Annotated in this window: 17 protein-coding genes and 1 pseudogene; 7 read left to right on the top strand and 11 right to left on the bottom strand. The window is 69.4% G+C overall.

The features are described from left to right. Nucleotides 1-12: 12 nt before the first annotated feature. Together I2W78_RS04460 and I2W78_RS04455 are read right to left on the bottom strand one after the other, a co-directional pair. Complete coding sequence (locus tag I2W78_RS04460) at nt 13-321, bottom strand: hypothetical protein (protein ID WP_196457143.1); 309 nt, start codon at nt 319-321, stop codon at nt 13-15. Beyond that, nucleotides 305-763 carry a MauE/DoxX family redox-associated membrane protein gene (locus I2W78_RS04455; RefSeq protein ID WP_196457141.1) on the bottom strand — a complete coding sequence of 153 codons (459 nt, stop codon included), beginning with the start codon at nt 761-763 and terminating at the stop codon, nt 305-307. Before I2W78_RS04455 ends, I2W78_RS04460 begins: the two co-directional genes overlap by 17 nt. 114 nt (nt 764-877) lie before the next feature. On the opposite strand from I2W78_RS04455, the gene I2W78_RS04450 reads away from it, so the two are divergent. The 3 genes and pseudogenes from I2W78_RS04450 to I2W78_RS40120 all read left to right on the top strand — a co-directional run bounded on the left by I2W78_RS04450 (nt 878) and on the right by I2W78_RS40120 (nt 3,097). Further along, nucleotides 878-1,921, top strand: a complete 1,044-nt coding sequence (locus I2W78_RS04450; protein ID WP_307783593.1) for a DUF3179 domain-containing protein — start codon at nt 878-880, stop codon at nt 1,919-1,921. Then, nucleotides 1,918-2,394, top strand: a pseudogene (locus I2W78_RS40125) (NAD-binding protein); the annotation flags it as partial. The gene I2W78_RS04450 and the pseudogene I2W78_RS40125, both read left to right, overlap by 4 nt. Before the next feature lie 115 nt (nt 2,395-2,509). Further along, nucleotides 2,510-3,097 (top strand): hypothetical protein, encoded by a 588-nt coding sequence (locus I2W78_RS40120; protein ID WP_307783592.1) that lies wholly within the window; start codon nt 2,510-2,512, stop codon nt 3,095-3,097. A gap of 351 nt (nt 3,098-3,448) precedes the next feature. Here the strand turns inward: I2W78_RS40120 and I2W78_RS04440 are convergent, their stop codons facing one another. Next, the gene (locus I2W78_RS04440; RefSeq protein WP_196457139.1) at nt 3,449-4,018 is read right to left on the bottom strand and encodes an SRPBCC family protein; all 570 of its coding nucleotides are present in this window, start codon (nt 4,016-4,018) and stop codon (nt 3,449-3,451) included. Between the two features lie 150 nt (nt 4,019-4,168). On the opposite strand from I2W78_RS04440, the gene I2W78_RS04435 reads away from it, so the two are divergent. Further along, nucleotides 4,169-4,948, top strand: a complete 780-nt coding sequence (locus tag I2W78_RS04435; RefSeq protein ID WP_196457137.1) for a CDP-alcohol phosphatidyltransferase family protein — start codon at nt 4,169-4,171, stop codon at nt 4,946-4,948. Here I2W78_RS04435 and I2W78_RS04430 read toward each other — a convergent pair. Both I2W78_RS04430 and I2W78_RS04425 read right to left on the bottom strand, forming a co-directional pair. Further along, nucleotides 4,840-5,154 (bottom strand): DUF427 domain-containing protein, encoded by a 315-nt coding sequence (locus I2W78_RS04430; protein WP_196457135.1) that lies wholly within the window; start codon nt 5,152-5,154, stop codon nt 4,840-4,842. The two genes, I2W78_RS04435 and I2W78_RS04430, sit on opposite strands and share 109 nt — an antisense overlap. 73 nt (nt 5,155-5,227) lie before the next feature. Beyond that, nucleotides 5,228-5,653 (bottom strand): heavy metal-responsive transcriptional regulator, encoded by a 426-nt coding sequence (locus I2W78_RS04425; RefSeq protein ID WP_196457133.1) that lies wholly within the window; start codon nt 5,651-5,653, stop codon nt 5,228-5,230. Nucleotides 5,654-5,740: 87 nt separating this feature from the next. On the opposite strand from I2W78_RS04425, the gene I2W78_RS04420 reads away from it, so the two are divergent. Then, the gene (locus tag I2W78_RS04420; RefSeq protein ID WP_196457131.1) at nt 5,741-6,076 is read left to right on the top strand and encodes a thioredoxin family protein; all 336 of its coding nucleotides are present in this window, start codon (nt 5,741-5,743) and stop codon (nt 6,074-6,076) included. A gap of 68 nt (nt 6,077-6,144) precedes the next feature. On the opposite strand, the gene I2W78_RS04415 is transcribed toward I2W78_RS04420, so the two are convergent. The 6 genes from I2W78_RS04415 to I2W78_RS04395 form a co-directional block, all read right to left on the bottom strand. Further along, entirely contained in the window at nt 6,145-6,642 is a 498-nt protein-coding gene (locus tag I2W78_RS04415) for a hypothetical protein (RefSeq protein WP_196457129.1), read from the bottom strand. Between the two features lies 1 nt (nt 6,643). Then, nucleotides 6,644-8,821 (bottom strand): site-specific integrase, encoded by a 2,178-nt coding sequence (locus tag I2W78_RS04410; RefSeq protein ID WP_196457127.1) that lies wholly within the window; start codon nt 8,819-8,821, stop codon nt 6,644-6,646. Further along, the gene (locus tag I2W78_RS40115; RefSeq protein ID WP_230885323.1) at nt 8,818-8,985 is read right to left on the bottom strand and encodes a hypothetical protein; all 168 of its coding nucleotides are present in this window, start codon (nt 8,983-8,985) and stop codon (nt 8,818-8,820) included. The genes I2W78_RS04410 and I2W78_RS40115 overlap by 4 nt, the downstream gene beginning before the upstream one ends. Then, the gene (locus I2W78_RS04405) at nt 8,982-10,097 is read right to left on the bottom strand and encodes a hypothetical protein (protein ID WP_230885322.1); all 1,116 of its coding nucleotides are present in this window, start codon (nt 10,095-10,097) and stop codon (nt 8,982-8,984) included. The genes I2W78_RS40115 and I2W78_RS04405 overlap by 4 nt, the downstream gene beginning before the upstream one ends. Next, complete coding sequence (locus I2W78_RS04400) at nt 10,097-11,482, bottom strand: site-specific integrase (RefSeq protein ID WP_196464409.1); 1,386 nt, start codon at nt 11,480-11,482, stop codon at nt 10,097-10,099. The genes I2W78_RS04405 and I2W78_RS04400 overlap by 1 nt, the downstream gene beginning before the upstream one ends. A gap of 162 nt (nt 11,483-11,644) precedes the next feature. Further along, nucleotides 11,645-12,088, bottom strand: coding sequence for an ATP-binding protein (locus I2W78_RS04395; RefSeq protein ID WP_230885320.1), 444 nt, complete (start codon nt 12,086-12,088; stop codon nt 11,645-11,647). Nucleotides 12,089-12,204: 116 nt separating this feature from the next. Here I2W78_RS04395 and I2W78_RS04390 point away from each other — a divergent pair, with 116 nt between their 5' ends. Both I2W78_RS04390 and I2W78_RS04385 read left to right on the top strand, forming a co-directional pair. After that, nucleotides 12,205-13,062, top strand: a complete 858-nt coding sequence (locus tag I2W78_RS04390; RefSeq protein ID WP_374222716.1) for a helix-turn-helix domain-containing protein — start codon at nt 12,205-12,207, stop codon at nt 13,060-13,062. Then, the gene (locus I2W78_RS04385; RefSeq protein ID WP_196457125.1) at nt 13,059-13,265 is read left to right on the top strand and encodes a DUF397 domain-containing protein; all 207 of its coding nucleotides are present in this window, start codon (nt 13,059-13,061) and stop codon (nt 13,263-13,265) included. The genes I2W78_RS04390 and I2W78_RS04385 overlap by 4 nt, the downstream gene beginning before the upstream one ends. The last annotated feature ends 2 nt before the right edge of the window (nt 13,266-13,267 follow it).

Here is a 13,267-nt window from a genome sequence, read left to right as displayed (position 1 = left end):
TGGGGGATTGGTTCAGCGGACGTCGCCGTCCGGATCGGCTTCTTCGTGTGGCTGGGGACCTGCGGGGACGGTCGTGCAGCACTCCTCCGGCCCGGCGCCCCGGCGACGACGCGCTCGGCAGCGCAGGGCATAGCCGGCGCCGGCGAGCAGCACGACCGCACCGACGGTGATCAGCCACCAGTTGGCCATGGCACCTCCGACGGCGCCGAGTGCTCCACCGGCCACGAGCAGCGGGCCCGCGCAGCACACCACCATCAGCAGGCCGGCACCCACGATTGCCGCGAGGCCGCGGGGACCGGACCGTTCACGGGATGCGGACATCACCTCTCGCCTCCTCCCCTTCGTGGGAGGGCAGCGGGGCGGGCGACCGGTGGGCGGAGCGGATCAGGATGCCCGCGTAGAGCAGCGTCAGGGCGTCCTGCAGCAGCACGAACCAGCTCAGCCGCTGCGTGAGGTAGAGGCCGAAGCAGCCGCAGTTGTCCACCGCCAGGCCCCGCGCGTACGCCTGCACGGCCAGCACCGTCCACACCACCGATACACCCGTGTACACCCACACCGGCGCCAGGGCCTTCGACCGCGGGCGGGCCAGGAACCAGACGCCGGCCACCAGCTCGCCCGCGATCAGTGCCACGGCCAGCGCGGTCGCGGCGGCGCCGTCCACCAGCCCGTACGCGGCCAGAATCCCGGGCATGTGCCCGAAGGAGGCGAGCTGGCCGATCGCCATCGCCGTGTACACCGTCCCGAGCACGATCCGCAGCACCATGATCCGACCGTAGGCCGCCACGGAGGGCGAGAACTGTAAGCGCGCTCACCGAAGCGCCGCCCGACACAGGGCACGATCGGCAGTACGAATCCCATCGGGTTCGGGAGGTGCCACGTGACCGGCCAGAACGATCGGAAACCCCCTCGCCTGTCGCGGCGACAGATACTCAAGGGCGGGGCCGTGGTCTGCGCCACCAGCCTGGTGCTCGCGGGCGGGGCAATCCTCGGCGGGAAACTGGCCTCAGACGGGCCCTCCGACCCGGTGACGGCCGTACAGCCGGGCCAGGACCCGTCACTGGAGGCGCTCGCCGGAGCCGCCGTGTCCGGCGGGCCCGGCAAGGACGGCATCCCCTCCATCGACAAGCCCCGGTTCATCCCTGCGAGCAAGGCCGGCTTCCTCGACGACGACGATCCGGTCTTCGGCCTGGAGTACCAAGGTGAGGTGAGGGCGTACCCGCAGCTGGTGCTGGTGTGGCACGAGATCGTCAACGACACCGTCGGCGGCGAGCCCCTCGCGGTCACCTACTGCCCGCTGACCGGCACAGTCATCGCCTTCTCCGCCCCGCCCGGCGTCCAGGACCTGACGTTCGGCACCACCGGCAAGCTCGTCAACTCCAACCTGCTGATGTACGACCGGCAGACCGGCTCCGAGTGGCCCCAGCTGCTCGGGCAGGCGGTCAGCGGCCCGCTCAAGGGCACGAAGCTGGACACCGTCCCGCTGGTGTGGACCACGTGGAAGCAGTGGCGAACCGCGCACCCCGACACCAAGGTGCTGTCCACGGACACCGGGGCGCTGCGCAGTTACGGCAGCGACCCGTACGGCTCCTACGACTCCTACCCGGACCGCGGCGGCTACTACGCCAAGGGCCGGCCGATCTTCCCCGTCCTCGCCACCAGCGACCGGCTCGCCGACAAGGACGTCGTCATCGGCGTCCGCGTCGGCAAGGAGCGCCTGGCCATCGACAAGGACCTCGTCCGCACGCACCGGACCGTGCGCGCCGAGGTAGGCGGCACGCGGGTGGAGGCCCGCTGGGACGACCGTCTCGGCACCGTCCACGTCGTCCAGAAGACATCGGAAGGGTGGGAGCCGGCGGACTTCCTCGACTCGATGTGGTTCGCCTGGTACGCGTTCTACCCGGGCGGCCAGGTGCGGACATGAGCAGGCTGCTCACCTTGCTCGCCAGGACGGGTGACGCCTGGGACGCCACCGTTGTCGCGATCAGGACCACGCCAGGGCGGGTGCGTGCCGCCCTCGCTGTACGCCGCAACCGCAGGACCGGGCTGATCGCCGCGAGCCTGACCCTGCTGGTGTACCTGTTCTCCATCGGGGACCTCGCCGTTTCGGCCTCCGGCCACTTCACCGGCGCACCCGTGTTCCGGACCGCCCCCGGACAACTGCTTCAGGTCCGCGCGCCGTATCTGTTCGAGCCGGTCCTCGCCTGGCACCCCACCAGCCACCTCGCCATCCTCCTCAGCCCGGTCAACCTGTTGCTCGGCGGCGGCGCGATCGGCGTGGAGCTGGCGCAGGCGTTCGCCCGCTTCGGCACCGCGGTGACCGTCGTGGAGGCGATGCAGCGGCTGCTGCCCGCAGAAGAACCCGAAGCCGGTGCGCTGCTGGCCGAGGTACTGGCTGAGGAAGGCGTCACCGTACGCACCGGAGCACGCGCCACCGGAGTCCGGCACGTCGATTCACGCCTTCCGGCTCACCCTGGAAAACAGGGAGGAGATCGCCGGGCAGCACCTGCTGGTGGCCACCGGACGCCGACCCCAGCTGGCCGGGCTCGGCCTGGAGACCATCGGCCTCGACCCCCACGCCCGCGCCCTGGCCGTGGACGGGCAGATGCGAGCCGCACAGGGCGTGTGGGGTGTCGGCGACGTCACCGGCCGAGGACTGTTCACCCATGTGGCGATGTACCAGGCCGAGATCGCTGTCCGCGACATCCCCGGCCGGCCCGGACCGGACGCCGACTCCCAGGCCCTGCCCCGCGTCACCTTCACCGACCCCGAGGTCGGCTCCGTGGGCCTGACCGAGCACGCCGCCCGCGAGCAGGGCCTGCGCGTACGGACAGGCACCGCGCGGGTGCCGTCCTCGGCACGCGGCTGGATCCACAAGGCCGGCAACCAGGGCCTGGTCAAACTCGTCGAGGACATCGACCGCGGCGTCCTGGTCGGGGCCACCTCCGCCGGCCCGGCGGGTGGTGAAGTCCTCTACGGCCTGGCCCTCGCCGTGCAGAGCGAGATTCCCGTCGAGCGGCTGCGCCACATGATGTTCGCCTACCCCACCTTCCACCGCACCGTGGAAGACGCCCTGGCCGACCTCGGCCATGGCGACTGACCGCCCAGCACGGACGCACCACAGCGGGGCGGCCGACCCCGCGCCCGGCGGGTCAACGGTGGGGAGGAGGCAGCCAGCAGAACACCGCCCGCGTGAGCGCCCTGGTCAGCCAGTCGCCCACTCGATCACGCACCCGCACCGGACCCCGGGCACCGCGGGAGGCGGCCAGCCCCTCAGGCGCCGGCGCGCCGCCCGGCGCCGGCCTCAACTCATGCTGCGTCCCGGCCCGCCGGGCCGGCCCGCTCGGCCGCGTCACCATGTCTCATCGCCGCCTTCCCTCTCGGTGCGAACAGATACGCCGCCCGCACTCCACCGCGTCCGTCAGCCCGCCGTGCGGTACTGGCGAGCCGCTCACCTCAGAGTCGAGCGCCGCTCTGCCTCTTGCCGGACCGTGCCCAGGGAGGCCGCGACGGTCGCTTCCCACCGGGGGGCGACCAGGCCGCCCCACCACTGTCCGGCCCGCCACAGATCCGTGGCGAGCTCGCCCTCGTAGACCAGCCGCGTACCGGACTCGCGCTCGGTGAGGGTGAAGGATTCGGTGACCGCCGGGACGGGCCCGCGCACCAGGCGGAAGTCGACCCTTTCTGGGCGGGTGAACCGCACCGTCTCCACCGTCGTCGCCGTCAGCCGTCCGCCCGCGACCGGGGTGCGATGGGCGGCGAGCACCATGTCGCTGCCCTGTTCCAGCACCGTGACCTTCTCGCGCATCGCTCGGGTGGCCCTGCCCAGATACGGCTGGGCGATGACGTCGAGCACCACCTCACGCGGCGCCGCGATGTCGACGGTTTGCGGTCCCAGCGGCCGTGTGCGCCGCCCGACTCCCACATCCAGGGGCAGTGCCCCGGTCACCAGCCCCAGATACCCGGCCGCCGCGCCTACGCCCGCTACGGTCACCGCTCCCAGAGCACCGATCCACGCCATTGCCCGACCTCTCCACGCGTGTCTGTCCCCGTCTCACCTAACGACGCTAGGCCGGGCATGCACGCAGATCAGTGAGCGCGCTCACCGTTCTCCCGGCGCGTCGGCCCCTACCCTGATCGCCATAGCCGTCGTGGTGGAGGACCAAGGAACGTGGAGCCTGTTTCCGAGATGGCCGGCAGTCGTGCCGCGACGAACGCGCTGCTGGCCGGTCTGCGCGGGGACAACCTCTCTCCGGCCGCCGTCGTGAGCTTCCTCGGCCAGGCCGCACACCGGTCGCTGCTCCAGGCCGCCCGCCGCCCCCGAGCGTTGGCCGAGCTCACCGCCCTGCACGGCGTCCTGTACCGGATGGCGCGGGGCAGGCGGCCAGGGCGGCGCTGGGTGGCCGCCAGCTGGGTCCTCGCCGCCTCGCACCTGGGGCTGCTGGAGCACCGCACCCACCTGACCACCGCAGACGTCCTGACGCTGCTGCGCGCCAACCTCCCCGCCCTGCCCGGCGGAACCGGCCGCGCCTCCGGCGTCCTGGCGGTCGGCCTCGATCTCGCCGACGGGCGCCTTGCCCGTCATCAGGGCACGGCCTCTCCCTTCGGCGACTACGCCGACACCTTCGCCGACGCCGCGTTCTGGACATGGCTCACCCTGCGCCACGAACCCAGCGCCGCAGTACGGGCGGCGGCCATCGCCGCCTGGGCGCTGCCCGTCGTCACCGTCACCGGCCTCGCACTGCGCCGCGGCGCCATGCCCGAGCGGCCCCGACCCGTCCTGCTGCGCCCGGCCGCCGCCCTTCAGGCCGTCGTCGCCCTCCGGCACCTGACCCGCCTCGGTCACTGCCCGCCGTCTGCCGACGCCTCCGGCGTGCCCTCGACCCGTACGCCCTGCCAGAACGCCACATGGTTCTTGATCTTCCGGGCCAGAGGGCTGGGCTTGGGGTAGTACCAGGCGGCATCCGGATTCGTCAGCCCGTCGACCTCGAGGCTGTAGTAGCGGGCTACTCCCTTCCAGAAGCACAGCGACCTGGTCCTGCTCGGCGTGAGGTACTGCCGGTGCAGCGACTCGGGCGGGAAGTAGTGGTTGCCCTCGACGATCACCGTGCGCGGAGCCTCCGCGATCACCGTTCCGTTCCACACCGCACGCAGCATGGCCTGCTCCTCTACCTGAACGGGACCGGTATGTCCCGGGAGCCCTCACGCTAGGCGGGCCCGGCCCGACGGTTCAGTGAGGACGCTCACCAACCGCGCTGCCCGCCCCGGTGAGGATGCGGCACACCTCGACGTCGGTGCAGCCGGCCGGATCGGTCGCGGCGGCCCGCTCCGCAAGCCCCCGCAGCACCGCCCTGGTGGCGCGCAGCTCGGCCAGGCGCCGGTCGATGTCCTCAAGGTGCGCCGCGACGAGTGCCGTGACATGGGCGCAGGGAGAGGCGCCGGCATCACGCAGAGCGAGCACGGAGCGGATCTCGGCCAGGCTCAGCCCCGCGCCTTGGGCGTCACGGATGAACGCAAGCCGCTGCACCGTCTGCTGCGGGTAGTCGCGATAGCCGCCCGCGGTGCGGGGCGGGGCGGGCAGCAGCCCGGCCTGCTCGTAGAACCGGAGGGTCTTCGCCGTCACCCCGCTGACGGCAGCAAGGTCACCGATGCGCATACCTCCAGGCTAGCCCTTGACCTTCCAGCGCACTGGAAGGTTTACCGTCCACACATCAGGAAGAGCCAGGTCAGGAAGGGGTCCGCCATGAACCGCTCCGAGACTGAGGCGTCGCGCCTTACGGTGCTGACCGTGCCCGACTGCCCGAACGCCCCGCTCATCCGCGAGCGCATCACCGAGGCTCTCCAGGGCCGGGCCGTGCCGGTGGAATGGGTCGAGGTCCGTGACGCGGACGAGGCTGTCAGGCTAGGGATGTCGGGCTCGCCCACCCTCCTGCTGGACGGAGCCGACCCGTTCGCAGCGGAGGAACTCCAAGCGGGCCTGTCCTGTCGGCTCTACCGCCATGCCGACGGCACGACCGAGGGTGCACCGGCCACTGCGGACCTGCACCGAGTCCTGACTGAGAGCGGTGTGCTGCCCTGACCGCGGTCCCGGCACACCTGGCAGATGGCCCATCGCAATGACCGGGATCCGCGCATACGGCCCGGAGTTCAGCTACATGACCCGTAGGGGGCAGATCCTCTTTGAGCCCGGGGAAGTGCCCGCAGATTCGACGGTGCGGCCAGGGCCTCCCGAAGCCGTTGAATCTCCATCTGCTGCGCGGCGATCTGGGACAGCGCTCGCTGCTTGAACTCACCGAGCTCGGCAAGTTGCTCCTGCCGCCCGGCGAGCCGGTCCTTCAACCCGACTACCTGACTCTTGAGGCGTTCGACCTGGGCGGCTCGTGGGTCGGTCATGGCGCCGGCCTCGCGCAGTGCTGCCAGGCGGCGCTCGAACTCCTCGGCCAGGTGCTGGTACGGACCGGGCCGCGGTGAGCCGTCGCGGTTCCTCTTGGGATAGAAGCCGGTGCGGGCGACCCCGGCCTGGGTCGCGAGGGTCTTGATGTCGCACTTGCCGCCCGGGGGAACGTCACCGGCCAGGAGCTGTTCCATGACCTGCCGAATGGCCCTCTCGTTGTTCCGCCGGGTCTCGTCGCTGATGCGGGCCATGTCAGGCCCCCGTTCCGCAGTGGGCGTCGATCTCGGCCAGCACCCGTTCATCGCGGGCGAGTTCCGCACTCAGGCGCGTCTTCTCCGTCCGCTGTGCGCGTCCGATGGTGGCGATGAAGACCTTCTTACTCTCGACGCTGGCCGCCCATACCGGGCGGTGCCCGGCATGGTGGGTGGCCTGGGGGCACCGCGCGGAATCGCACATGCTGATCAAAGGCTCTGTCGCCCCGCAGGCGCGGGCCCCTGCGAGCTTGAGGCACAGCGCCTTGGACGGATCGAGGAACCAGCAATAGTTCGCCGGCCCCAGATGCAGAGACTTGGCCCGCTTGGCGAGGAGATTCGTCACCTCCTGGTCGCTGCGCTTGACGTTTGGCGCCCCAGAGAAATCCAGCTGCTCGTCGACGAACGCGAAGAAGTCCAGGAGATCTCCGGCACCAGGCCCCGAGGGCCGGATACCATTCTGGTAGTCGTGGAATGCGTCGAGGGCGACGCGCATCTTATGCTCGCGCTCCTCTTGGCCGAACTCGGCCATCAGCACCGACTGGGCCCCACCGGGGCGGTCCGCGTAGCCCTCGGTCATGACCACCGAGATGTGCTTGAGATGGATCTTGGCGGCCAGCAGACCACCGGGCCGGTGCGCCATTTCCACCGCGAGGGTTCTGCGTAGCATCCGCAGACTGACCGGCACCTCGGGGATCGGAGCCAGCCCAAGGCGACGGCCGTCTGGGCCATTGACCCAGGTCAGGAACCATTCGTACGGGGTGAAGAAGGAGAGCGACTTGAACAGGTGACCGTCGTTCTTCACCGGATCGGCGAGCGAGGCGGCCACGCCGGCGGTGTCGTACGCCTGCTTGATGGTCACCCACTGATCGTGTTCACCACCCAGCTTCCGGCCCTTGATGACCTTGCCCTTCAGGCGGTAGCGGACGCGGCCCTCGCCGAGCTGTTCGGGAGGCAGGCGGCAGTCGTGGGTCAGCTCGGCCAGTTCGCTCTTGCGCATTCCGGTCAGTGCGGCGAGCGCGATGAGGCAGGCTGTGCGGGCCCGGGAGAGCTGCAGCCGGGCCTCGGTGGTGTTCATCGGCAAAGTCCAGGGGACACTGCCCCGGCCGTCCGCGCGTTCGACCAGGGCGGCCGCCCGGCCCCAGCGTTTGGACAGGCCGACTTCCCTGACGGCCTTCTCCAGGTGGCCGCGCAGTGTGGGCAGCCACGTGTAGTGGAAGGCACGCCGTCCGGTCTCGTGGGCGAGGGAGATCAGGTTCACCCGCAGCAGCGGATCGTCCGGATCCCAGCCGTCCGCCAGCCGCTCGGCTACGACGTGATCGAGGGCGACATCGAACGGGTCGCCCTCCCGGATGTGGCCGTCGATGGCCCGGACGACCTCGACCTTCCAGCTCGGACGCCCGCTGTTGCGGCCCGGCCGGTTCGGCGTCATCTCCCGCAGCTGTTGCTGGAGTCCCACGACGTGCGGCGCCAGTACCTCCACCACGTACAGGGCCGCCGACACGAGCGGCTGGAACACGTCGTTGCTCAGCGGTGGCGTTGTGTTGCCCGTCCTACGGACCATCCCGGCAACCGAGTACGCCGTGCGTCGCCCCCATGGACGGAAGCCCGGCACGTAGCCGCCGGTGGAGAACAATTCGGTGTAGTAGCCCAATTCCTGGATAACCGCCACGACGTCCATGCGGTAGCCGGGACTGCTGTCGCGGATCACGACGCCGTGCTTGTCCCGTACCTTTTTGCGAAGTTCCAGGTAGGCGGCGCAGTGCTGCTGGGTTACCTCCCCGAGACGGTCGACGCCCTGTTCGGTGAGCCAGTTGAGCCAGCCGGTGAGCACGGTCAGCCGCCCGTGCACCGTGGCTATCTGCACGGGTGTGCGGTAGGCGTGGGCAAGTTCCCGCACAGCGTGGTGGTCCGGTGCGAGCCGGGCGAAGATGAACTCCTTTGCGAGTTCCCTCCACTGGGGATTGAGGATCTCGTTGAAGGACAAGATCCGCGCGTACCGCGCAAGGTACCGCGGCAGCCCGATGACACCGGTGAAGTCCCAGACCGCGTCATCGAAGCAAGGACGCGGGCCCGCGCCGCAGACCGGCAGACCTGCCGCAGCGCACACGTCCTCACCCCGAAACACAGAACGCGGAAAGGCAGCCGCGAGGCCCGTGGGCCGGGGCAGGGTGGTCATACGGTGTGCTCCTCAGGTCGCAGTGGAAGCTCCACATCGGAGCCGGTGACCTCGACAGCAGCTGCCCGCAGCGCGTGCTCGGAGAAGTACCGGCCGGGAGTCAGGATCTCGTCGAGACGGTGGGCGTACGGGCCGAAGACGGGGATGAACTCGGCGGTGGTCATCTGCTGCCACTGGCGGGAGAAGAACGCCCGTAGCCGCAGCAGGTTCGGCAGATGGCGGGGAGCGAACAAGGCCAGCGGACTACGGACAGCCGGGTGGCCGGCTTGGCCAGCCATCGTTCTCCCGCCCACGTGCCGCTCGGCGTGAAACGCACCCAGAGCTCGGGACGCAACCCCTCGGGCGCGAATCGGCGGGCCACCGCAGAGTGATCGAGCCACTGTTCCAGAAGGCGAGTGGCCTGACGTGACAGAGCAAGGCTCTCCGCCGCCGTGCGACCCTTCACGTAGCTGAGGAAGATCTTCTCGTCACCCGCCCACTCGATGTCGGTAAGTCCCAGGTCCGCGATCCCGTCCGGCACGATGCCGGTGTAGGCGCCGAACAGCAGCTGATAGGCGATGATCACGTCCAGGGGCGGGATCAGCGGATCCAGCACCGCGCGAAGTCCGGCGCCGTATCTCTGCCGGAAGGGGAACGAGCCGCTCTCTGCCATCTCCTTGACAAGCGCGTCGGGCCCGTTGTGAACCACCAGCCAGTGATGGGCAGTGCGCTCACGGAGCGAAGCCCCCGGCCCGTCAGCCGACGAAGCCTGCTCACGGGCCGCGCAGAACGCGCGATAGGCGCCATCGATCTCGACCCGGCAGGTACGGATGAGCCGAGCCCATTCGGCCTCGCTGTACGGCTGGTGCGAGCTGTACCGCTCGCCCGTGTTGAACAGCCGGCCATCGACGAACGCGCGCACATCCGGCGCCAGAATCTGATCCTGGTCATCCGCGCAGCGCAACATCGCCCGCAGCGCGCTCTCCTGGGAGGACCGCACCCCCTGCCGCCAGTACCGGGCGAGAAGCGCGCGCGTCAGGTCGCAAGCCCCGCCGGAGAACCCGAACTCGACCAGCCAGTCGGTGAAGCCGCGGACGGCCGTGAGGTACAGGTCGAAGCCGCCCGCGCTGTCGACTTGCCCGTGCGGATGTACAAGATCCGTAGCACCCTCCAGCAGGGTGCGCGCCAGCTCCGGGAGCTCCACTGGCCGCAGCACGCGCAGGCGACGGCGGTATTCCGACCCGTCGCTGAAGATGCAGTGCACACCCAGTGGGTCCAGGGTGACGGTGGCCGGCATCAGAGCACCGCCGGCTCGTCGTCGAACTCGGTCCCGAGCTCCAGCTCGACGTCCTCGTCCAGCAGTCCGTACTTATTGCAGACCCGCCGGTACAGGGAAGTGAACAGGCGCAGTACGTCCAGGCGGTGCAGGTACGATTCCGTGGTCAGCGAGCTGGTATGTCCGAGCAGATCGCGCAGAATCAGCAGCGGCTCCTGCGTCCGCAGGTAGTGCGCCAGGGCGGCATCGTCATCGGTGTCGCGGACCTGCCGAGCGGCCTGCTCGTACCAGCCGCGCATCAGTCGCGCCATGGTCGCCATCGCCATGGTGTGACGCAACCGGTGCGGGCTGACATGCGGGAAGCGCGGCTCGTATCGCTCGCGGATGCGGTCGGAGGTCCTGGCGAAGACCGTGGACCATCCAGTGAAGGGGCGTCCCTGGCCCCACACCGACAGCAGCATCGAGCCTCCCTCCGGGGCGACCAGACGCCGCCGCTCGGCAGGGCCGAGTGAGCTCCACCGCACACGGACCCCGTTAACGCGTCCGCCGCGCTCGTCGGCGTCAGTCACGAACAGCGGCTCTCCCCAGCGGGCCGGCGGACGCCACGACGATCCGAACGTCGCCGCTGCCCGGTCGAGGGCGATGTAGGAGTGCAGTTCAGCCAGCGAGTCGTAATCGATCCACGACTCGCGGTACTTGCTTCCCTTGGTGATACCGGACGGGACTGGGAACGACACAGGCACCGCAGTCCGTCGCGAGGGGAGCAGTGGCACTTCGCAGGCCAGCAGGTACGTGTACTCCTGGCTTCGCAGACCGCTGGAGACGATCAACCGGCCGACCGCTGAGTTCCGGGCCAACTCCCGCCCCCGGTACCTCGGATCCCGCTCCCCGTCAGGATCCAACCCCGCCAACGCCTTGAGGAAGATGTCCGTGAAGTCGTCGTCGAGATACTTGATCGTCACATGAGGCTTCGCCTGGCGCCGCCGCGACTGGTTGACCCGCCCGCGACGGACTTGCCCCTTGAAAGCCCAGACCGCCTGCCGGTATGTGAACGGCTCGGAGTCCGCGTACTCCTCGTCCTTCGCCCACTTGTAGAACCCGGCCAGGATCCCCATGTTCTGGTTCCACGTGGACGCTTCGAAGCGGTGCTTGATGGGGCCCTGGGCCCGATACACGGAGTACGCGCTCAATGCTGCCTTCAGGCGACGCCGCGTGTCGAAAAGGACGACCCCGCGCCCTGATATGAACTCCAGCCACTCTCGCACCGTACGCACGTAGTAGGGCCACGAGTTCGGCGATGGGCATCCATTCGCTGGCAGCTCGCAGGCCCAGCAGTTGATCACGGTGGTCGGGCGGACGCCGTCGCTGTCTTCGAAGAGGAGGTCGTCGTCGAACAGCAACGGCATCCCCTCCGGGATCGCCGGCCTGAACGCGAGCCCCCAGGACTCCCAGCCCGCTGATGAGTACGTCGATTGGTGCATGGCCGATGAGTATCAATGCAACCCGGCGGACTGCAACAAGCAAACAAGCAGGTCAGGTGTGGTGCCAGACGGAAAGCAACACTGTCGTTAAGCGGGAACAACGGTGCACTCCGCCCAGACGGTCTTGCCGGGCCCGCCCTCGGCGCGGGGTGAAGAGCCCCAGCGGTCGGCCAGCGCCTCGACGAGGAGCAGCCCGCGTCCGCTGTCGCCGTCTGGAGGCGTGGTGACGGGGAGGTGGGGTAGGCGTTCACCGCGGGTGTCGGTGACCTCGATCCGTACGGTGCCGGTGGTCGGGTCGGCGGCGAAGAGGACGTGGAAGTCGCGGCCGGCGACGTGCCCATGCCGTACGGCGTTGGCGCACAGCTCCGACGCGATGAGTGTGACGACATCGTGCGCGTCGCTGCCGTACGGGATGCCCCAGGCGTCGAGGCGGTGCCCGCACAGGCGCCGGGCCAGGCGGGCGCCGCGCGGGGTCGAGCTGAAGCGCATCGCGAACTGGTGCACCGTGAGGGGGGATTGTGTTGCGGTCATGTACTCACGGTGGCGTTCTGTGGCCTAGCGTGACCAGCGGTGACGCGCTGACGCCGATCTTTCGTACGGGGCGGGCGCGGGTGCTGTACGTGGCGGTACGGGGAGAGGCGCGAGGGGTGACCGTGCGGGAAGAGGAAACCAGCCAGGGGCAAGGACGCCGTAGGCCGGAGGATGAGCCGGGGACGGGAGTTGTGACGGCCTTCGGACGGCAGTTGAAGTTGCTCCGGCTGAGGGCGGGGCTGGAACGTCCCGAGTTCGGCAAGCGGCTCGGATACTCGGCGGACACCGTGGCGTCCATCGAGCAGGGAAGGCGGATTCCGCAGCCTCGGTTCATCGACAAGGCGGATGAGGTGCTGGGGGCAGGGGGATTGCTGACGGCCCTGAAGGAGGAAATGGGGAGAGCTCAGTACCCGGCCTTCTTCAGGGACATGGCTCGACTGGAGGCGAGTGCGGTCGGCCTGTGCGTCTATGCCACTCATGCTGTGCCGGGCTTGTTGCAGACGGAGGACTACGCTCGGGCCGTCTTCCAGATGCAGCGCCCGCTACTGGAGGACGACGTCATCGAGCAGCGTCTGGCGGCACGGTTGATGCGACAGGACATCTTCACGCGTCGCCCGGCCCCGCTACTGAGCTTCATCATCGAAGAAGTTGTGTTGCGTAAACCCATCGGCGGACGGGGAACACTTCGCGGGCAGTCGGAGCAGATCTTACTCGTGGGACAGAATCGCAACGTGGAGATTCAGGTGATGCCGACCGACCGAGAGGACCATGCAGGCCTGGGCGGCCCGTTCACCTTGATCGACAACGCCGATGGGCGACGCCTCGCGTACACCGAGGTCCAGGACGACAGCCGTCTGTACACCGACTCCGGAAAGGTCCGTGAGCTTGAGGCCCGGTATGGCATTCTCCGGTCACAGGCGCTCACTCCCTGTGAGTCGCTGGCCTTCATTGAGGAACTACTGGGAGAAAAATGACCGTTCAGCCCACCGAGCCGACCGTGCCGGAGTCGGCCTGGTTCAAGAGCAGTTACAGCAGTGGCGGGGGCGGGGAGTGCGTTGAGGTTGCCACGACCCCCGAAGTTGTCCTCGTCCGGGACTCGAAGCGACCAGAAGGGGAGCGGCTGGCTGTCGGGGTCGATGCTTGGGCCGGGTTCGTGCGGATGGCCGCCGGGCGCTGAAC

This window comes from Streptomyces spinoverrucosus, from assembly GCF_015712165.1.
Taxonomy (GTDB): Bacteria; Actinomycetota; Actinomycetes; order Streptomycetales; family Streptomycetaceae; genus Streptomyces; species Streptomyces spinoverrucosus_A.
This window is presented reverse-complemented; position numbering and strand designations above follow the sequence as displayed.